Below are 20866 nucleotides of genomic sequence, written 5' to 3'. Positions count from 1 at the left end.
GGCGGGCCGTTTTCGCCCATCCGTCCGCCATCCTCTGCCCGGCCCTTGGTGCGGATGATCGCGCTCGATCCTGGTGGTAGTGGTCTCGCAGGCAGGATGAGGCCACTACCACCAGGTTGCAGCACGATCTTGCGGCGCACGGCGCACGGCGCACGGCGCACGGCGCACGGCGCACGGCGCACGGCGCACGGCGCACGGCGCACGGCGCACGGCGCACGGCGCGCGGCGCACGGCGCGCGGCGGTGCGGTCAGGCGCCGAGGCGGGCGGCGACGGCGGTACGCAGTTCGGGCAGCCGGGCGTGCAGCAGACCGGGACACTGGGTGGAGTTGAAATCCTTGTGGCCGTAGATCTCGCTCGGCGCGATGGCGTACTGCTGGCAGGTGAACGCGCAGAACGTCACCAGGCTGTTCCAGAGCGCCGCCGGGGGCTGCACGTCGAGGTAGATGCCGTCGTTCTCGATCCCGATGGCCTGGCTGTTCTGCCCGACGCAGTGCGCGCCCTGGACCATGGTCTGCCCGTGCAGCAGCGCGTACAGGCTGCCGTGCCGGCCCTCGGTCAGGTATCCGCCGCGGCTGTTGGTGAAGTGCTGCCCGGAGTCGCCCCAGCCGTTGGCGTCCATGTGCAGGTCCTGGATGTCGCGGGAGTTCCGGTAGGCCTGGGCCAGGCTGTAGTCGGTGGTGTTCGGGAACGCGGTGTGATGCACGATGATCTTGTTGGGCCGGTTCGGCACCACGCTTATCGTCGAGGACGGTGGCCGGGCGCCCCAGGTCGCGCAGTTGGCGATCACCGGCTGGTCGACCGCGCCGGCCAGGGCCCGCGCGCCGTGGTCGTCGCCGAGCTGGGTGAGGGCGGTGCCGCCGGCGGCGGCGCCGAGCAGCACCGCGCCGCGCAGCACGGACCGCCGGGACAGGGGAGCGGGCATCGGGATCTCCTTCCGGGGCGGGATGCCGGCGGCGGGCCGGGCGGCCCGCCGCCGGTCGCGGTCAGCAGGGCCCGTTGCAGGCCAGCACCCGGAGCCGGTCCAGGGTGCCGTTCCACACGTTCTGGTCGCCCGGGAAGGTGCCCGACGAGGCCCACTGCCAGAAGGAGTACGTGCCCCAGCCCGCCGGCAGCGTGCCCACGCTGGAGGAGTAGCGGGCGATCCACAGCGGGTTGTTCGAGGCGAACTGCGAGGTGTTGCCGGTGCAGGTGGTCCACCAGTCGGTGGTGGTGTAGATGGTTGCCCAGCGGCCGGTGCGGGCGTAGTACTGGTTGACGAACGAGGCGATCCAGCTGCGCATCGAGGCCTGGCTCAGCCCGTAGCAGGTGGCGCCGTAGGGGTTGTACTCGATGTCGAGGGCGCCGGGCAGCGTCCTGCCGTCCTTGGACCAGCCGCCGCCGTGGTCGACGAAGTAGTTGGCCTGGGTCGCGCCGCTGGAGTTGTTCGGCAGCGCGAAGTGGTACGCGCCGCGGATCATGCCGACGTTGTAGGAGCCGTTGTACTGCTGGGCGAAGTAGGGGTTGGTGTAGCTGGTGCCCTCGGTGGCCTTCACGTAGGCGAACCGGGCGCCGTTGTTCCAGGCGGCCGACCAGTTGACGTTGCCCTGCCAGCTGGAGACGTCCATGCCGGGCAGGCCGGCCGGGGCGGCGCTGGCCGGCGTGCCGGCCATGGCACCGACGGCGACCGTGGTGACCAGGGTGAGCAGGGTGGCGGCGGTGGCCCGCAGGGCCGTGCGCAGGGTGCGGTTCATCATTCCTCCCAGGGGGGCCGCGGGGGTGGCGGCGGAGGCGAAAAGAACTGCCAGTATTAGGACACATATTGAAGATCGTCTACAAGAGGGCGGTCAGTTCCGCCGCCGCCCGCTCACCGGCCAGCACCGCGCCCTCCAGGTAGCCGGCCCACCGGGTGGCCGTCTCGGTGCCCGCCCAGTGGATCCGCCCCACCGGGCGGCGCAGCTGCGGCCCGTACCGGGTCCACGCGCCGGGCGTCGGCGCGCCGCAGAAACAACCCCGGGTGTACGGGTCGGCCGACCAGTCGTACTCGATCAGGTCGTCGGGGTGCCGCGCCGACCGGCCGAACCCGGCGGCGAGCGCGTCCAGCAGCGCCGCCCGCCGCGCGGCGGGGGACATCCGGCGCAGCTCCCGCGCCTCGTCGCCGTAGCAGAACGCGGTCAGCACGCCGCGCGTCGAGTCGGGCGTGCCGTTGTCCACCGTCTCGGTCACCGGGCCGTCGACCGTGGTGGCGACCCCGGAGAGACCGTCGGCACGCCAGAACGGTTCGGGATAGACCGCGTGCACCTTGACCGCCGAGCCCATCGGCATCCGCTGGGTCAACCCGTCGCGCAGCGCCGGCAGGGCCGGTTCGTACCAAAGCCGGCCGGCCAGCGCCGGTGGCAGCGCCACCACCACCGCGTCCCCGGTGAACCGGTCCCGCTCGGTGCGCACCTCCACCCCGGACCGGTCCTGCGCGATCGCGCGTACCGGGGCCCCGCACACCACCGACCCGGCCGGCAGCGCCGCGGCCAGCCGCCCGGCCAGCTCCGCCGGCCCACCGACCAGCCGGTCCTGCTGCGCCCCGCCGGCCATCCCCAGCAGCGACCCGGTGCCGCCGCCGCTGGCCAGGTAGAAGAGCAGCTGCAACACCGAGATCTCGTCCGGGGCCGCGGCCAGCAGCCCACCGGCGAGCAGCCGGCCCGCGTACCGGGCGGTCTCCGGCCGCCGCGCCGTACCCGCCAGCCAGCCGGTCAGGGTCGCCCGGTCCCACTCCGGCGCATCGGCGGCCCGCCAGGGCGCGGCCGGGTCCAGCCGGCCGGCGAGCGCGTCCAGGGCGGCGAGGAGCGCGTCGGTCCCCGGCGGCGGCCCGTGCCGGCGCCCACCGTCGCGCAGCACCAGCGGCGTCCCGTACGCGGCCGACGGGAAGGTGCCGACGCCGTGCGCGGCGGCCAGCGCGTACATCCGGTCCTGGGTCGGGCCGATCCACTGCGCGCCCAGGTCGAGCTGCGTGCCGTCGGTCAGCCACCGGGTCAGCGTCCGGCCGCCGACCCGGTCCCGGGCCTCCAGCACCCGCACCCGGACGCCGGCCCGGTCCAGCGCCAGCGCGGCGGCGAGTCCGGAGAACCCGGCGCCGACCACGAACACGTGCCCGCTGCCCGCCACCCGCCGCGGATACCCGGATGCCGGATCGGTATGACCGGTGGGCGCACCCGGGCGGCGCGGTCGGAATTTTCCTCGGCGGGTCGTGTCGATCTGGAGTGCCGCCGTTCGTGTGAAGGGTGAAGCTGGCACCGGGCCGGCCGACCCCGAGGAGGACACCGTGCGGCAGTACCTGATCAGCATCTACCAGCCAACCGGCGCACCGCTGCCGGACCAGGAGTTCCTGGCCGGGGTGATGCGCGAGCTGGAGACCATCCGGGCCGAGCTGCGCGCCGCCGGCAGCTGGGTCTTCGGCAACGGGCTGCACGCGCCGGACACCGCGACGGTGCTGCGCCCGAAGGGCGACGAGGTGCTGGTCACCGACGGCCCGTACGTCGAGGGCAAGGAGTACCTGGGCGGGTTCACCATCATCACCGCCCCGGACCTCGACGCCGCGCTGGAGTGGGGCCGCCGGTACGCCCTGGCCACCACCCTGCCGATCGAGGTCCGCCCGTTCGCGGACGGGGCCTGACCGGCGTCATGACCGACGGCGACGCCGTGGAGCGGGTGTTCCGCGCCGAGTACGCGCGGGCGGTCGCCGTCCTGGTCCGCCTCCTCGGCGATCTCGACCTCGCCGAGGAGGCCGTCCAGGAGGCGTTCGCCACGGCGGTGGACCGCTGGCCGAGCACCGGGGTGCCGCCCAGCCCCGCCGGTTGGATCATCACCACCGCCCGCAACCGGGCCGTGGACCGGCTGCGCCGGGAGGCGTCCCGGCCGGCCCGGCACCGGGAGGCGGCCTTGCTGCGGGCGCCCGACGAGACCACCGAGGAGGGGCCGGTGGCCGACGACCGGCTCCGCCTGATCTTCACCTGCTGCCACCCGGCGCTGCACCCCGCCGCCCGGGTCGCGCTGACCCTGCGCCTGCTCGGCGGGCTGGGCACCGCCGAGATCGCGCACGCCTTCCTGGTCGCCGAGCCGACCATGGCCCAGCGGCTGGTCCGGGCCAAGGCGAAGATCCGCGACGCCGGCATCCCGTACCGGGTGCCCCGGGACGCGGACCTGCCCGACCGGCTCGACGCCGTGCTGGCCGTCATCTACCTGATCTTCACCGAGGGGCACACCGCCACCGCCGGTGACCGGCTGGCCCGCGCCGAGCTGTGCGCCGAGGCGATCCGGCTGGGCCGGCTGCTCGTCGAGCTGATGCCCGACGAGCCGGAGGCGCTCGGGCTGCTGGCCCTGATGCTGCTCACCGAGTCGCGGCGGCCGGCCCGCACCGGCCCCGACGGGTCGCTGGTCCCGCTGGCCGAGCAGGACCGCGACCGCTGGGACCGGGCGCTGATCCGCGAGGGTCAGGAGCTGGTGCGCCGCTGCCTGCGGCGGGGCCGGCCCGGGCCGTACCAGCTCCAGGCCGCGATCAACGCCGTGCACAGCGACGCCCCGGACGCCGCGGGCACCGACTGGCGGCAGATCCTCGCCCTCTACGACCACCTGCTGGCGCTGCGCCCCGGCCCGGTCGTCGCGCTGAACCGGGCGGTGGCGCTCGCCGAGGTGGCCGGCCCGGCCGCGGCGCTCGCCCTGGTCGACGCGCTCGACCTCGCCGGCTACCACGTGTTCCACGCGGTCCGCGCGGACCTGCTGCGCCGCCTCGACCGCCGGGCCGAGGCGGTCGCGGCGTACGACGCGGCGATCGAGCGCACCGACAACGCCGCCGAACGGGATCACCTGCGGCGGACCCGTGACCTGACGAGGAGCCGACGATGAGCGCACCACGCGTCCTGCTGGACGGGTTGGCCTTCGGGGAGTCGCCCCGCTGGCACGACGGGCGACTGTGGGTCGCCGACTGGGGCGCGGGGGAGGTGCTCACGGTCGACGTCGAGGGCCGGGCGACCGTGGTGGTCCGGGTCGACGGGCTGCCGATCTGCCTCGACTGGCTGCCGGACGGGCGGCTGCTGGTCGTCGCCGGCGGCGCGGGCCGGCTGCTGCGCCGGGAGCCGGACGGCAGCCTGGTCGACCACGCCGACCTGCGATCCCTGGTCGCGCATCCCTGGAACGAGGTGGTGACCGACGGCCGGGGCAACGCATACGTCAACACCATCGGCTTCGACTTTCCCGGCGGCGAGTACGCCCCCGGCGCCATCGCCCTGGTCACGCCGGACGGCGCGGCCCGCCTCGTCGCCGCGGACCTGGCGTTCCCGAACGGCATGGCACTCACCCCGGACGGGCGCACCCTGATCATCGCCGAGTCGTACGCCGCCCGCCTCACCGCCTACGACGTCGCCGCCGACGGCTCGCTCGGCGGCCGGCGGGTGTGGGCCGCCGTGCCCGAGTCGGCCCCCGACGGCATCTGCCTCGACGCGGACGGCGCGGTCTGGTACGGCGACGTGCCGAACCGGTGTGCGGTGCGGGTCGCCGAGGGCGGCGCGATCCTGGACCGGATCGCCCTCGACCGGGGCTGCTTCGCCTGCGCGCTCGGCGGCGCCGACGGCCGCACCCTGCACCTGGTCACGATGGAGTGGGGCCCGCAGACCCTGGCCGGCGGCCCGCGGACCGGCCAGGTGCTGACCGTGCCGGCCCCCGCGCCGGCGGCCGGCTGACCACGGCCGGGCCCGTCCGCCGGTTGTCCGTGGTGCCTTCGCGGGGTGCCCGCCGACCGGGCCGGCGCTCGCGCCGCTCGCCGGCTGGCGGTGCGGATGCTCAGCGGGGTGGGTCGCCGCTCGCCGGCCCGGCGGCCTCGCGTGGGTCGCTGGCGAGGGTGCGCAGGACGCGGGCCAGATCGGCGCGGTCGGCGGCGCTGAGCTCGCCGAAGAGGCGCTGCGCCGCGGCGGTGCGGGCGGCGCGCACCGCCGCGCCCATCCGGGTGCCCTCGGCGGTCGGGGCGACCAGGGTGGCGCGCCGGTCCTGCGGGTCCGGCCGGCGCTCGACCAGCCCGCGCTGCGCCAGTTGGTCGACCACCTCGGTGGCGGAGCGCGGGGCGATGCGCAGGTGCTCGGCGAGCCCGCCCAGCCGGATGGCCCCGTGCCGCAGCAGCACCTGCAACGCCCGGCCCTGAGCGGGGGTGATCTGCCACGGCTCGAGCGCTTCCCGGGAGCGCTGCCGCAGCCCACGGGCGACCTCCCAGAAGAGCTCGGCCAGGGGTTCCGGCTCGTCGGGCGGCGGCGCTGCGGTCACGGGAATACCGTACCAGCTCTTCATGTTGCTACCTCATGATGAGGTAACCTCATTATCACTCGACAGGAAGAGGCAGTCCTTGGAACCCCACTCTCCGTACCCCTCGACGGGCCGCCGGGGCGGCGGCGCGACCACCGTCACCGCCGCCGAGCAGGCCCAGGCCCGCGACGTCTCGCTGCGCCGCGTGGCGCGGCTCTTCACCGACCACCGCGGCCGGCTCGCCGCCGTCACCGCGATCATCGTGGCCTCCTCGGTGACCGCCCTGGCCGCGCCGTTCCTGCTGCGCGCCGTCATCGACCGGGCGTTGCCCGAGCGCGACCTGACCCTGCTGGTCCAGCTGGTCGCCGGCATGATCGCGGTCGCCGCCGTCACCGCCGCCCTGGGCGTCGCGCAGACCTGGATCTCCACCCGGGTCGGCCAGGAGGTCATGCACCGGCTGCGCACCGACGTCTTCGTCCACCTGCAACGCCAGTCCGTCGCGTTCTTCACCCGCACCCGCACCGGCGAGGTGCAGTCCCGGATCACCAACGACATCGGCGGGATGCAGTCGGTGGTCACCTCCACCGCCACCGCCATCGCGTCCAACCTGACCACGGTGATCGCCACCGCGGTGGCGATGGCCGCGCTGTCCTGGCGGCTCTCCCTGGTCTCCCTCGTCGTCCTGCCCCCGGCGATCTGGTTGACCCGCCGGGTCGCCCGGCTGCGCCGGACGATCACCGCGCAGCGCCAGCGCGAACTCGCCGACCTCAACGTCACCGTGGAGGAGGGCCTGTCGGTCAGCGGGATCCGGCTCAGCCGGACCCTGGGCACCGGCCCCGCGCTGATCGACCGGTTCACCGCCTCGTCGGGCCGCCTGGTCGACCTGGAACTGCGCTCCGAACTGGCCGGCCGCTGGCGGATGGCCTCGATGAGCATCGTCTTCGCCACCATCCCGGCGGTGATCTATCTCAGCGCCGGCCTGCCCGGCGCCGCCGGCACGCTGAGCATCGGCACCCTGGTCGCCTTCACCACCCTGCAGGGCACCCTGTTCCGGCCGCTGACCGGCCTGCTCAACGTCGGCGTCTCGGTGACCGCCTCGCTGGCGCTCTTCGCCCGGGTCTTCGAATACCTCGACCTGCCGGTGGAGGTCGACGACCCGGCGCACCCGGTGACCGTCGAACCGCGGGCCCTGCCCGGGCACGTCCGCGTGGAGGACGTAACCTTCAGCTATCCGGGCAGCGACACCGCCGCCGTCGCCGGAGTCAGCCTCGACGTGCCGGCCGGCAGCAGCCTCGCCCTGGTCGGCGAGACCGGCTCGGGCAAGAGCACCCTCGCCGCCCTGCTCACCCGGCTGTACGACCCGACCGCCGGCCGGATCACCGTCGACGGCATCGACCTGCGCGACCTGCGGCTGGCCGACCTGGCCGCGGTGATCGGCGTGGTCAGCCAGGAGAGCTACCTGCTGCACGCCACCGTGCGGGAGAACCTGCGCTACGCCAAGCCCGACGCACCGACGCCGAGATCGTCGAGGCCGCCCGGGCCGCCCAGATCCACGACCTGATCGCCGGGCTGCCGGACGGCTACGACACCCTGGTCGGCTCGCGCGGGCACCGGTTCTCCGGCGGCGAGCAGCAACGCCTCGCCATCGCCCGGACGCTGCTGCGCAACCCGCGGGTGCTGATCCTCGACGAGGCCACCAGCGCGCTGGACACCGAGACCGAACGGGCCGTCCAGCGGGCCTTCGACGCCCTCGCCGACGGACGCACCACCATCACCATCGCGCACCGGCTCTCCACCGTCCGGTACGCCGACCAGATCGCGGTGCTCGACCACGGGCGGATCGTCGAGGCCGGCAGTCACGAGACGCTGATCGCCCGCGCCGGCCGCTACGCCGCCCTGGCCGGGTGACCCGGCCGACGGCACGACCAGCGGCGCCGGCGCGACCAGCGGTGCCGGCACCGCCGGCGGGGCCGGCGGTCGGGGTCGGCGCGGCTCAGCCCGGCGACTGGCGGACCCGGGGGTCGGCCAGCGCGCGGGCCGCCGCCGCCAGCACCCCGTCGGCGCACATCGTCGGCGCGCCGACCAGGAACTCCTCCCGCTCCATCCACTCGACGTGCTCGACGCCGGGCCGCTCCAGCAGCGCCTGGTCCAGCGACCAGGGCGCCTCGTCGGAATAGCAGCCGCGGGCCTCGTCGCCGAGCCACAGCCCCCAGTGGAACGGGCCGAGCCGGTCCGGTCCCGCGTCGGACTCGTCGTACGACTCCAGCCAGCGGTCGGCGGGCGCGGCCGGCTGCACCCCCACCTCCCGCCCGTCGATCAGGTCGGTGAGCCGCACCGGCGGCGCGCCCGACCGGTCCACCGGCAGCAGCAGGTCGGTCAGGTCGTCCACGTGTTCCGGGCAGGAGCACTCCGGCCGCCGCGGAGGGCGCCACCCGTCGGCGGGAGGGGTCGTCGAGGAGAACATGGCGGCATCGTAGGCGGCCGATGGCCCTGCGTGGTGTCCCGTGCACACCCCGCAGGGAAGGGATGATGAACAATCTGCCACCAGGGCGGGATGCACGCCTACCGCCAAAATGCCCCAAAGCCGCTGGTCGTCGGCGGTGCCGGGGAGTAGCGTCGCGGTTCACGCAGCGTAGTGGTGGGTGAGGTCGACATGCCACTGCAGAGAAACGACGCGCGCCCGGTGCCCCGGCCGCCCGGACTGGTGCCGCCGCCCGCCCCGCTGGCCGGGGTGACCGAGCTGCGGCTGCACGGCGTCGGTGGCACCACCCCGGAGAGCCTGCTCGCCGACGACGCGCCGCAACTCGTCTCCGGGGACCGGGTGGCCGGCTTCTACCGCACCGCCGACACCCGCGGCCGGCACGTCGAGGCGTACTCCTGGGGTGGGCTGACCTCGCGCAGCGCGAGCCGGGTTCTGTGGTTGCTGCTGCTGCCGTTCGCGCTGGTCAACGTGGCCGGCTGGATGTGCATGCCGGCGGCCTGGCGGCGGCCGTGGCGGTTCCTGGTGCACCGGGCTGTGGTGCGGTGGGCGGCGCTCGGGCTCACCGTCAACCTGCTGCTGCTGGTCGCGATGACCTCGATGGACGTGCTCGCCTACCAGTGCGGCGGCCGGCCCGACTGTCGGGACCGCTGGTGGCTGCGCTGGCTGGGCGCCCCGGTGTTCGCCGAACACCCGGCCCGGCGGGTGCTGGTCGGCGCGGCGCTGCCGCTGCTGGTGGCGCTCGGGCTGAAGGTGCTCAGCGGGCGCTCGCTGGCCCGCTACGAGCAGGTCCCACCGCCGCAGGTCGGCCGCACCGGCCGGCCGCCGTGCGACGTCACGCCGGCCCGCCCCGGTGCCGGGCTGGCCGACCCGGACTTCTGGAACGGTGGCCGCGGCGTCGCCGCCCTGGCGTCGGTGCACCTGGGCACCGGGCTGGCCTTCGTCGGCTGGCTCACCGGGCACACCGTACGGTCGCTGCCGGGGGCGACCCGGCCCGGCCTGGCCACGGCGGTGACCGTCGTCGCGGCGCTGGCCGCCTCGGCCGCCGTGGTCCTGGCCACCCGGTCCCGGGTGCCCGCGCCGGCCGCCCACGCGGTGGTCGCGCTCGGTGCCCTCGCGGTGGCCGGCGCGGTGGTCCTGGCGCTGACCCAACCGGCGTACGCGCCGACTGCGGCCGGTCCGCTGCCCGGCATGCGCGGCGGGATCAACTGGGCCTACGGGTGCTGCCTCGCGGCCACCCTGTCGGTGCTGCTGTCGTTCGCGGTGAACGGGCACCGCCGCGGCCGGTTCCGGATCGCCGGCCCGTTCGTGGTGACCATCCTGGCCACGGTCATCCTCAACGCGGTCGGCATCGGCACGATGATCCGGGTGGCCGACCTGCTCGGCCGGGTGCCCAACCCGGGCGTCGGCGCGGGCGGCGGGGACCGGCTCTTCGTCTACGGCATCGTCTACGCGCTCACCCCCTACCTGACCCTGCTGCCGTTCGCGATCCTGCTGGGCTTCGCGCTGGTCGAGGCGGTCACCCTGGCGCTGGCCGGGACGCCCGCGCGGCGGCGGGCCGTGCACGACGGGTACGCCACCGGGCCGCCGGCGGCGGGGCCGGCCGGGCCGTGGGACGCCAGCGCGCTGGACCCGGACGCGTCGCCGCCCCGGTCGCTGCGCGGCGGCTGGACCGCGCGGATCGCCCGGGCCCGCCGGCTGGCCGCGCTGCCGCACGACGCGGACCTGCCGCTGACCCTGATGGCCGCGACCGCGCTGCTGGTCGCCGGGTACGTGCTGGTGACCGTCTGGGCCCGGCACCAGCTGCCGTGGGCGCCGCGCTGGGCGCTGACCGTCTCCACCTGGCTGGCCGCCGCCGCGCCGCTGGCCGTGCTGCTGCTCATGCGGCAGGGCTGGCGCGGCCTGGCCAGCCGCCGCCACCTCGGCGTGCTCTGGGACGTGGCCACCTTCTGGCCGCGCGCCTACCACCCGCTGGCCCCGCCGTCGTACGCCGAGCGGGCCGTGCCCGACGTGCAGCGCCGGCTGTGGCGGCTGCACGACCACGGCGGCGGCGCGGTGGTCGTCGCGCACAGCCAGGGCAGCGTGCTGGCGGTGGCCGCGCTGCTGCAGGAGTCGGGCCGCCCGCACCGCGACGGCCGGCCGACCGACCGGGTCGCGCTGGTCACCTTCGGCAGCCCGGTGACCAAGCTGTACGGCTGGGCGTTCCCCGCCTACTTCGGGCCGGACGCGCTGGGCGCGGACCGGCCGCGGACCTGGCGGTGGCGCAACTTCTGGTACCCGACCGACTACATCGGCGGGCCGGTCCTCGCTGATTCCGCCGGCGTGGACGAGGCGCTGACCGACCCGCCGACCTGCTGGTACGTCTACGGCCAGGACCCGCCGGTGCTGGGCCGGCACTCCGGCTACTGGGGTGACGGGCGGGTCTGGGCGGTGGTCGACCGGTACGCCGGGGAGCTGCCCCTGCCGGACGGGCGCATGTCCGGATCCGATCACCCGGATCCGCCCATCGGCTGATCCGCGTCGCCGGTTCGGCGCGACTCGGCCGACCTCTCGACGTATGTAAATGAGCCGATTGGATGACCTTTACCGGAACTTGCATGTGGTGCGGCAACCGTTGACCGGCTCTCAGGCAATCTCCAAGACTCCGATGTGGATCGTCGCCTGCCTGGGACGTTCCGCCACCGCACGGGGGAACTCCGCACGGTGACCGGGCCGGCCGGTCACCGTCCCAGTTGTGTCGTGGTCGCTCATGCCCTGCCCACCCCACAGCTGGGAGTCCCGGATGTCAGATCCGCGGTTCGGCATGTCCTGTCGTCGACACCTCGTCCATCTCGGCCGGCGCCTGCGGGCGTCGGCCGCTCGTCTACCCGGCCACCGCCGCACGCGCACCCCCCGCGACGCGCGTCCGGCCCGGTCCCGGGCCTCGACCGTCCTGACCGTCGTCGTCGCGCTCACCGTGCTGGCCTCGATGGTGCTGGTCGGGAACCTCTACCACCGCCTGCGCACCGCTCCGGTCGCCCAGCGCCCGGCCGTCCCGGCGCCGACGGTGGGGGAGCTGCCCGAGCGCAACACCGTCACGTCCATCACCCGGCGCAACGCCGACGGCTCCTACCGCACCGCCGTGTACTCCACCCCGGTCAACTACCGGGCGTCCGACGGCACCATGCGCCGGATCGACCCGACGTTGCATCCCGTCGACGAGGACGGTTTCGCCTGGCGCAGCGGCGCGAACGCCTACGAGGCGCGGTTCGCCGGGACCGCCGGCGGTGACCTGGTGGAGTTCCGGGTCGGTGACCGCCGGCTGCGGATGCGGGCGGAGGGCACCGCCACCCGACCCGCCGAGCGGGCCGGGTCGCAGATCACCTACCGGCGGGCCTGGCCGGGCGCGGACCTGCGGTACGAGGTCGGACCGACCGGCGTCAAGGAGACCATCGACCTGGCCGGCCCCGACTCGGCCACCAGCTACCGGTTCCGGCTGACGCCGGCGGACGACGGCGCGCCCATCTCCGCGCACCGGCGGCCGGACGGCTCGTGGCTGGTCGAGGGGGCCGGCCTGAGCAGCCCGCCGGTGGTGCTCGACGCACCCACCGTGCTGGAGTCCCGGGGCGCCGACGCGACCAGGGCGGCCAAGCCGAAGCTGGCCGTCGCCCAGGACGGCGCCGGGCTGGCGTTGACGCTCAGCCTCGACGCCGCCTGGCTGCGCGCGCCCGGCCGGCAGTTCCCCGTGCACCTGGACCCCACGCTCACCGTCCAGCCGGCGGTCGAGGACGCGACCTTCCTCGCCGGCACGAGCACCGCACCGTGGACCCACGGCAAGCTCTACATCGGCACCGACACCAACACCTACCGCGGCGCGGTCCAGTTCGACCTGGACGCGGTCCCGGCCGGCGCCCAGGTCACCGACGCGAAGCTGGGGCTCTACTTCGACGGGTCCTGCCTCCTCTCCGGCTGCGGCGGCGTGTCACACCTGATGGACGCCCACCGGATCACCTCCCCGTGGACCATCACCACGCCGGCGACCAGCCTCACCTACGACGCGACCGCGCTCGGGTCGTACACCCTGGCCGCCGGTGCCCCGGCCGGCTGGATGTCCTGGTCGGTCACCGGCGCGGTGGCCGGCTGGGTCGGCGGCACCCAACCCAACTACGGCCTGCTGGTCAAGCGGCGCACCGAGACGCCGAACAGCAACGGACCCACGCCGCCGAGCCGCCGCAGCTCCAACCTCACGGCCCAGCCGAAGCTGGACGTCACCTACAACCTCGCCGCCCCCGCGCTGCGGACCCCCACCACGCTGCACGCCAACGGCGCGGAGCTGACCTGGACACCGGCCGACACCCCGTCCACCGCGGGCTACGAGGTGCACCGCGGCACCACCGCCGGCTTCACCCCGTCGCCGACCACCCTGGTGGCCACCGTCAAGGACCCGGCGCAGACCAGCTACCGCGACACCACCGCGGCGGCGGGCGCCACCTTCACCTACAAGATCAAGGATCTGTCGAGCGGCGGGGTGTCCGCCGGCCGGACGGTGACCCTCCCGGCGGTGGGCCTGTCGTCCAAGGTCCTGCAACCCGGCCCGGCGGACGGCGCCGCCACGACGCTCTACACCAGCACCCGCGACGACGGTTCGCCCGGCCGGGGCTGCGCCAACTACGGCGCCGACCCGACGGTCTGGGTCGGCGGCGTGCCGAACACCAAGTTCCTGACCTACCCGACCTGGCGCGGCGCGGTCCGGTTCGACCTGCGGGACATCCCGCCGGACGCCACCATCAGCAGCGCCACCCTGTCGATGTGGCGGCTCTACGGCTCGATGTCGGCGACCACCGTCGAGGCGCACCGGGCCAGCCGCCCGTGGAAGGAGGGCTCCGGCGCCGGGGCGTGCACCGGTGACGGCGCCAGCTGGGACGGCACCGAGGCCGGCCAGAACTGGACGTCCCCCGGCGGTGACTTCGACCCGGCCGTGACGGCCGGCGTCGCCGTGCCCGCCACCGTCGAGGGCGTCTTCGACACCTTCGCGGTCACCGGCCTGGTGCAGGACTGGGTCCGGGGCACCGCGCCCAACAACGGAGTGCTGTTCAAGACGCCGAACGAGGAGGTCAACGGCAAGGTCGGCTACGCCGGTGACGACTACGCCGGCTCGGCCAGCCTGCGACCGAAACTGACCGTCTCCTACCGCGACGGCAGCACCGCGAACGGGCCGACCGTGTCGGTGGCCGCGCCGGGACCCGCCGCCACGGTGCGTGGCTCCGCGGTCCGGCTGGCCGCCGCCGCCAGCGACGACGGCAAGGTGACCACTGTCGAGTTCCTGGTCGACGGCGCCGCGGTCGGTACCGCGACGGCCGCGCCGTTCCAACTCGACTGGAACTCCGGCGCGGTGGCCAACGGCGCCCGGTCGGTGACCGCGCGGGCCACCGACGACGCGGGCAACGTCACCACCTCCGCGCCGGTGACCGTCACCGTCGACAACTCCGCACCCCCCACCGGCGCGCTGACCGCACCGGCCAACGGCGCCTCGGTCGGCGGCTCGGCGGTCACCCTGTCCGCCACCGCCACCGACGACCGGGGCGTGGTCAGCGTGGCGTTCCTGGTCGACGGGGTGCGGGTCGGCGCGCCCGACACCACCGCGCCGTACGCGATCACCTGGAACACCCTCGACCCCCTGGCGCCGACATTCAACGGCTCCCACCAGGTCACCGCGTCGGTCACCGACACCTCCGGCCTGGTCACCGTCACCCCCGCCGCCACGGTCACCGTCACCAACACCGGCGCCACCACCATGAAGGCCGGTTTCAGCCTGAACTCGCCCACCGACCCCACCGACGACGTCACCCCGACGGCGATGACCGAGAACGTCGCCTCCGGCGTGCCCGTCCAGGACCCGTACGCCGGCACCACCAACCCCGACGGCACCAGCGGGGGAAGCCTCAACCGCGCACTGTCCGGCGCGCCCCGCGACGACGGCGGCACCCCGCCGCCCAGTTGCCCGGCCAACGCCTACTGCCCGACCGTCAACGTCACCAACACCAGCGGCGCCACCTGGACCAACAGCACCGCCCAGGTCTGGTACCGGTGGTACGCGCCCAACGGCGCCATCCTGTTCGAGGGGAAGTCGGCCACCACCTTCCCGGCCACCTTCGCCGCCAACGCCACCCGGGCGTTCCCCCTCACCATCCACCCGCCGGCCCTGCCGCCGGGCGTGCAGCAGGGCACCTACCGACTGCGCATCGACGTCTACGACCCGGCCAGCGCCACCTGGTTCTCCGCCAGGGGCAACCCGCCGCTGGACAACCCGGTCATCGTCGCCAAGGCACTGGCCACGAAGCTCGGCCTGGAGCGCTACTACCAGTACGACGGCGACTCGCTGGGCGCGGGCGCCTCGGAACTGGTGAACCTCGCCAACGGCAACCTGCTCGCCCGCTGGACGCCGTTCTTCTCACCCGGCCGGGGCCTGTCCACCATGGCGGACCTGACCTACAACTCGCTCGAGGACCACTCCCGCGGCCCGGCGGGAAACAACTTCTCCCTTTCCCTCTCGGGCCTGACCCGGCTCGGTGAGCCCATCGACATCCACCCGAACAAGGCCGACGAGATCTCCGGGCGCGCCAACAGGTGGGTGGAGTTCACCGACGGCGACGGCACCACCCACCACTTCGACGGGGTGCTCGGCGCCGACGGGGTGACCCGCTGGCAGGAGCCGCCCGGGGTCAACCTCCACCTGCGCAGCCTCACCGGCGACCCGAACCGGGTCTGGGCGTTCACCCGGCCGGACAAGGTCACCTACTACTTCGACGGTGACGGCTTCCCCACCAGCGTGGAGGACCGCAACGGCAACCGGATCACCTACAGCCTGGAGGACACCCCACCCGGCGAGGACCCGGGCGGGCCGAAGAAACGCATCACCAAGGTCACCGACCCGGGCGGCCGGTCGTTCGTCATCGACTACTGGTCGAAGGACGAGGCCAAGCGGGCGCACGTCCGCGGCAACATCCGGACCGTCACCGACCACTCCGGCAGCAAGCTCGACTTCGACTACTACGACGACGGCAACCTGCTGCGACTGACCCAGCGTGGCGGCAGCAACGCCGACGGCAGCTTCCTCGCCGACCGCTCGCTCGTCTTCACCTACACCACCAGCAACGGGGCCGGGCCGGCCATCCCCGACCGCGCCCAACGGGTCGACCCCGAGCCGAAGACACCCAACCAGTCCACCCGCCTCTACAGCGTGCGCGACCCGCGCGGCGCGGAGACCACGTTCGCCTACTACCAGGCCAGCGACGGCGCCCAACTGCGGTGGAAGCTCAAGTCGCGCACCGACCGGGACGGCCAGAGCACCTCGTACGCCTACGACCTGACCAACCGGATCACCACCGTCACCGCCCCGCTGAACCGGGTCACCCGGTACACCTACGACACCACCGGCAAGGTCACCCGGATCGTGGACCCGACGAACCAGGCCACCGCGGTCCAGTGGTCGACCGACTACAAGGTCAGCCAGGTCACCGAGCCCACCGGCAGGTTCACCAGCTACACGTACAACGCCAACGGCTACCCGACCAGCCGGACCGACCAGCTGGGCAAGAAGACCGTGCTCGCCTACCTCGACCAGGCGGTGGACGCCGCCGACACCGACAAACACCTCAGCCTGCTGGCCAGCGTCACCACCCCCAAGGGCGTGGCGACCACCGCGGACGACACCGACTACCGGACCACCTTCAGCTACGACGCGGCCGGCAACGTGGACCGGGTCACCGATCCGACCGGCGCGGTCACCGACTACGACTACCACCTGGCCGGCTCGGCCAACCCGGGCACCCTGTCCGCGGTGCGCGACGCCAACGGCAACCCGCCCACCACCTACCCGTCGTACCACCCGTCGGGGCAGCCGACCCAGGTGCGCGACCCGCTCGGCAACACCACCACCATCGGGTACGACCTCGACGGGCAGGTGCAGTGGCTCCAGGACCCCAACCACGCCGGTGACTCCGGCACCGACGTGCGGGCCTACCGCAGCTGGTTCGACTACGACTCGTTCGGCCGGCTCGGCCGGCAGAGCGCGCCGAAATCCACCGCCACCGACCGGGGCACCCTGCTCTGGTCCGGCGCGACCTTCGACCCCAACGACAACGTGACCCGGGAGATCGCGCCGCACTACGGCACCGCCGCGGGTGACCCGGGCACCGGCACGATCACCACCACCACCTTCGACGCGATGGACCGGGCCACCCTGGTCACCGGCCCGGACACCAGCGCCGACCCGGCCGGCGAACGCACCAGGATCGAGTACGACGCCGCCGGCCGGACCGCCAAGGTCACCAAGCCGCGCGGGGTGCAGAGCAGCGGCACCGTCGACGACTTCGCCACGGTGTACGGCTACGACCCGCTCGACCGGGTGGTCAGGCAGGTCGAGTACGGCGCCTCCACGAGCGAGTCCCGGGTCACCCAGATGTGCTACGACATCGCCGGCGACCTGCGGTCGGTCACCTCGCCCCGGGCCGGGTCGGCGACGATCACCTGCCCGGGCGACGGGCCGGCGAACGCCACCTACACCACCGAGTACGACTACGACGCCGCGCACCAGCGGGTGGCGGAACGCGACGAGCTGGGCCACGAACAGCGGACCGGCTACGACGACAACGGCAACGTGCGATCGGTCGAGGCGGACATCACCACCGGCCGGATCCGGCGCAGCGAGACCGAGTACGACCAGCGGGACCAGCCGATCGTCCAGCGGGAACGCTTCGACGGCAGCCGGGTCGTCACCACCCGGATCGAGTACGACCGCAACGGCAACCAGTCCCGCGTCATCTCGCCCCGCGGCGCCGACACCGGCGGCGCCACCGGCCCGTGGACCCAGTACGTCACGGTCAACACCTACGACGCGGCGAACCGACTGGTCCGCACCACCCTGCCGTACGACTCCCGGGACGGCACCGAACGGCAGTACGCCCACCGGGCGTACGACCGCAACGGCAACCTCGCCTGGACCAGCCTGCCGGTCACCCAGTCGGACGCGACGCAGGTCGCGACGACCGCCAAGACGGTGATGGAGTACTTCGACCCGGGGTGGATCCGCACCTCGGACGACCCGGCCAACCCTCGCACGCACTTCGACTACACCGCGAAGGGGCAGCAGAGCCAGCGGACGCCCGAGCTGAAGGCCAGCCCCGGCACCCTGGACACCGGCCGCCGGATGACCTGGGAGTTCCACCCGGACGGGCTGGTCAAGTCGCGCAGCGACCAGAACGGCCAGCCGGCCACCTACCGCTACGACGCCGACAACAACCTGATCTGGTCCAAGGACGTCGGCGGCGTCGCCGACAGGAACGAACGCGCGATCGAGACCCGGTCCACCTTCAACGGCTTCGACGAGATCGCCCGGACCAGCCACCGCAAGGAGGGCGACAGCGTCTGGAAGTTCACCGAGTACGCCTACGACGGCAACGGCAACACCACGCTGCGCCGGGAGAACGGCGAGGAGAACGACGCCGGGACGGAGACCAGGGCGCCCCGCCGCTACCAGCTCAGCTACGACGCGGCGGACTGGCTGACCGAGCACCTGGACCTGGGCACCGACTCGGCCTGCAAGGACGACCAGCGGGTGGTGACCACCTTCTGGGGCACCGGCGAGGAGAAGCAGCGCGACACCTACCGGGCCGGATCGTCCTGCACCGCCGACCCCGCCACCTGGACCAGGAAGCAGACCACCACCTGGACCCACTTCGACAACGGCAAACTTCGGCAACTGGTGACCAAGAACGGCGCCGGCACGGTCACCGAGTCGCACGACGTGAGCTACCTCGACGGCAACGGCGTCTACGTCAACGGCAACCGCACCACCGACCGCTACGTGCTCAAGCGGGGCACCGGCAGCACCGCCACCAGCTGCCTGTCGGCCACCCCCTGCGACGCCGCCTACACCTACGACGCCCGGGACCGGGTGCTGCGCGAGCAGCTGCGCGCGGGCAAGAGCAACGACTACACCCTCGACGAGCCCGGCAAGCTGATCGGTGACACCACCGTGCGCGCCGGGAACGTGACCACCCAGGTCAAGGACGGCCAGACCACCACCCAGCGCTACACCGGCAACCAGCTCACCGACGTGACGGTCGGCGGGGTGACCGCCAAGTACTGGTACGACCCGTACGGCACCCAGGACTGCGTCACCCTCGCGGCGGGCAGCCAGGCCGACTGCAACAACAGCACCGACACGCCGTCGGCAAACGTCATCGCCGACTACACGCCCGACTACCTGAACCGGATCACCACGATCCAGCAGTACAGCGGGGGCACCCGCACCGACCTGACCACGTACGTCTACGACGCGCTGGACCGGACCACCGCCGAGACCGAGGACCACGTCGGCACCGGCAAGGACCGCACCACCACCTTCACCTACCAGGGGCTCAGCAGCCAGGTCACCGAGGAGAAGCAGTCCGGCGGCGACAACCCGAAGACCAAGTCCTACAGCTACGACGCGTACGGCCACCGGCTGGGCATGGTCGACAAGACCAATGCCACCGGCGCGCAGGACACGTACAGCTACGGCACCGACGTCCACGGTTCCGTCTCCCAGCTCCTCGACGACGCCGGCAACGTCAAGGCGTCGTACGGCTACAGCGCCTACGGCGGCACCGACTCCCCGTCCACCGACAAGGAGTCGCTCACCGCGGGGGACACCGACGCCCAGGCGCCGCTGAACCCGATGCGCTACTCGGGCCGGCGGGCGGACTCCGGCAGCGCCGCCTCGGCGACCGCCCAACCGCAGTACGACATGGGCGCCCGCCGGTTCGGCCCGGACACCGGCCGGTTCCTCCAACAGGACGCCTTCGCCAGCGCGCTGGGTGACCTGGGGCTCGGCCTCGACCCGCTGACCCAGAACCGGTACGCCCTGGCCGGCGGCAACCCGATCAGCTACGTCGAGTCCGACGGGCACATGGTCACCGCCGACGGCGGTGGCGGCGGGGCGGTGACCGCCAGCCCGCCCAAGCCGGAAGCCGAACCGTCGCTGAAGGACAAGGCGCTCAGCTGGCTCGGTGACCGGGGCAAGGAGATCAAACGCAAGCTGGACGACGTCGACAACCAGACGGTCAACAACCCCGACTGGGCCCTGTACGACGTCTACCAGGGCTGGACCAAGTTCGAGGAGAAGGCCGAGCCGATCGTCGGCGCCACCGAGGTATACAAGTGCGGCACCGAGGGCGGCGCGGGCAACTGCGCGTGGGCGGCCGCGGCCTTCGTACCCGGTGGCCGGGGCGCCAAGGGGTTGAAGCTGGCCGGCGCAGCCGGCGGTGCCAAGGGGCTCAAGGCGGCCGGCGCGGGCGGCGGAAAGGCGCCGCTCATCATCGGCGAGAACATGACCCGAGTGAAGGAGTACGCCAAGCAGGTGGGCGGGCACGCGTACCGGCCGTGGAAGAACGACCCGTTCGACTTCGCGCTCGGGATGCGCCGCAACGAGAGAATGATCAAGGATGCGATGCGGTCCGGTCGTGAGATCATCGACATCGGTCCGGACTTCGCCCGTCGCGCGGCGGGTCGCGCGGCCAGCCCGTTCTACAACATGGAGCGGCGGGTCACCTCGGGTTACGCCAACTACAGCAAGGTCTTCGAGCGGTTCGGGAAGTTGGATGGAGGTGTTCCGGGCTTTGATTTCTGACACCACCCAGCGGGACAGGATCGAGCGGCACGCCGAGACGGAGTTCGGCTTCCTCGTGGAGCAATCCGGTGCCGGCCGCACCCGGGAGAGCGACGGCGACCGCACCGTGCTGGCCTACCTCCTGCCGGACGTCTTCGTGGAAGTCGAGTTGGACTGGGTCGAGGCCGCCGCCTTCGCCCTGGTCGGTACGCCGGCCGACGGCGCCCGACCCGGCGGGTACTACGTCGACGGGACGGGCCGTAAGGTCCGGTGGCATCTCGTCCAGGCGGTCGAGCGCCGTTCGGACGGGGCGGAACTCGCCGCCCGGTTGCGACGGGTCACCCGGGAATCCGGGCCGGAGGCGATGACGAGCCAGGTCGACGCCCTCGCGGCGGCCGTCCGACAGGCGCTGCCCGAGCTGCCGGAACTGGTCCGACAGCTCACCTGAGCGCGGCGCGCGGCAGGGCGGGCCACTCGATCGGGGTATTCCTCGTCGGGT

The 20866-nt window shown here is 73.6% G+C and carries 11 protein-coding genes and 1 pseudogene; 7 read left to right on the top strand and 5 right to left on the bottom strand.

The window, feature by feature from the left end; all coding sequences use genetic code 11:
- Window positions 1-248 precede the first annotated feature (248 nt).
- From K7640_RS00855 to K7640_RS00845, 3 genes are all read right to left on the bottom strand, one after another.
- A complete protein-coding gene (locus K7640_RS00855) occupies window positions 249-923 on the bottom strand; it encodes a peptidoglycan recognition family protein (protein ID WP_222952703.1) in 675 nt (224 codons plus the stop codon).
- 61 nt (window positions 924-984) lie between these two features.
- On the bottom strand, window positions 985-1731 hold the full coding sequence (locus K7640_RS00850; protein WP_222952702.1) for a lysozyme: 747 nt from the start codon (window positions 1729-1731) through the stop codon (window positions 985-987).
- 79 nt (window positions 1732-1810) lie between these two features.
- On the bottom strand, window positions 1811-3136 hold the full coding sequence (locus K7640_RS00845) for an FAD-dependent oxidoreductase (RefSeq protein WP_308042383.1): 1326 nt from the start codon (window positions 3134-3136) through the stop codon (window positions 1811-1813).
- Between the two features lie 157 nt (window positions 3137-3293).
- Here K7640_RS00845 and K7640_RS00840 point away from each other — a divergent pair, with 157 nt between their 5' ends.
- From K7640_RS00840 to K7640_RS00830, 3 genes are read left to right on the top strand one after another with little or no spacing between them, the layout of a single operon-like run.
- Window positions 3294-3644, top strand: a complete 351-nt coding sequence (locus K7640_RS00840; RefSeq protein ID WP_222952700.1) for a YciI family protein — start codon at window positions 3294-3296, stop codon at window positions 3642-3644.
- A gap of 8 nt (window positions 3645-3652) precedes the next feature.
- Window positions 3653-4873 (top strand): RNA polymerase sigma factor, encoded by a 1221-nt coding sequence (locus K7640_RS00835; protein WP_222952699.1) that lies wholly within the window; start codon window positions 3653-3655, stop codon window positions 4871-4873.
- Entirely contained in the window at window positions 4870-5706 is an 837-nt protein-coding gene (locus K7640_RS00830) for an SMP-30/gluconolactonase/LRE family protein (RefSeq protein WP_222952698.1), read from the top strand. Before K7640_RS00835 ends, K7640_RS00830 begins: the two co-directional genes overlap by 4 nt.
- A gap of 100 nt (window positions 5707-5806) precedes the next feature.
- Here the strand turns inward: K7640_RS00830 and K7640_RS00825 are convergent, their stop codons facing one another.
- The gene (locus K7640_RS00825) at window positions 5807-6304 is read right to left on the bottom strand and encodes a MarR family winged helix-turn-helix transcriptional regulator (RefSeq protein ID WP_222952697.1); all 498 of its coding nucleotides are present in this window, start codon (window positions 6302-6304) and stop codon (window positions 5807-5809) included.
- Window positions 6305-6455: 151 nt separating this feature from the next.
- Between K7640_RS00825 and K7640_RS00820 the strand changes: the two are divergent.
- A pseudogene (locus K7640_RS00820) lies at window positions 6456-8167 on the top strand (ABC transporter ATP-binding protein).
- An 85-nt stretch (window positions 8168-8252) separates the two neighbouring features.
- Here the strand turns inward: K7640_RS00820 and K7640_RS00815 are convergent.
- On the bottom strand, window positions 8253-8723 hold the full coding sequence (locus K7640_RS00815) for a hypothetical protein (RefSeq protein ID WP_222952696.1): 471 nt from the start codon (window positions 8721-8723) through the stop codon (window positions 8253-8255).
- 189 nt (window positions 8724-8912) lie between these two features.
- Between K7640_RS00815 and K7640_RS00810 the strand changes: the two genes are divergently transcribed.
- The 3 genes from K7640_RS00810 to K7640_RS00800 all read left to right on the top strand — a co-directional run bounded on the left by K7640_RS00810 (window position 8913) and on the right by K7640_RS00800 (window position 20815).
- Window positions 8913-11252 carry a hypothetical protein gene (locus K7640_RS00810; protein ID WP_222952695.1) on the top strand — a complete coding sequence of 780 codons (2340 nt, stop codon included), beginning with the start codon at window positions 8913-8915 and terminating at the stop codon, window positions 11250-11252.
- A 268-nt stretch (window positions 11253-11520) separates the two neighbouring features.
- On the top strand, window positions 11521-20388 hold the full coding sequence (locus K7640_RS00805) for a DNRLRE domain-containing protein (protein ID WP_222952694.1): 8868 nt from the start codon (window positions 11521-11523) through the stop codon (window positions 20386-20388).
- On the top strand, window positions 20378-20815 hold the full coding sequence (locus tag K7640_RS00800; protein WP_222952693.1) for a hypothetical protein: 438 nt from the start codon (window positions 20378-20380) through the stop codon (window positions 20813-20815). Before K7640_RS00805 ends, K7640_RS00800 begins: the two co-directional genes overlap by 11 nt.
- Window positions 20816-20866 lie beyond the last annotated feature (51 nt).

Source organism: Micromonospora sp. PLK6-60 (assembly GCF_019890675.1).
Classification (GTDB): Bacteria; Actinomycetota; Actinomycetes; order Mycobacteriales; family Micromonosporaceae; genus Micromonospora.
This window is presented reverse-complemented; position numbering and strand designations above follow the sequence as displayed.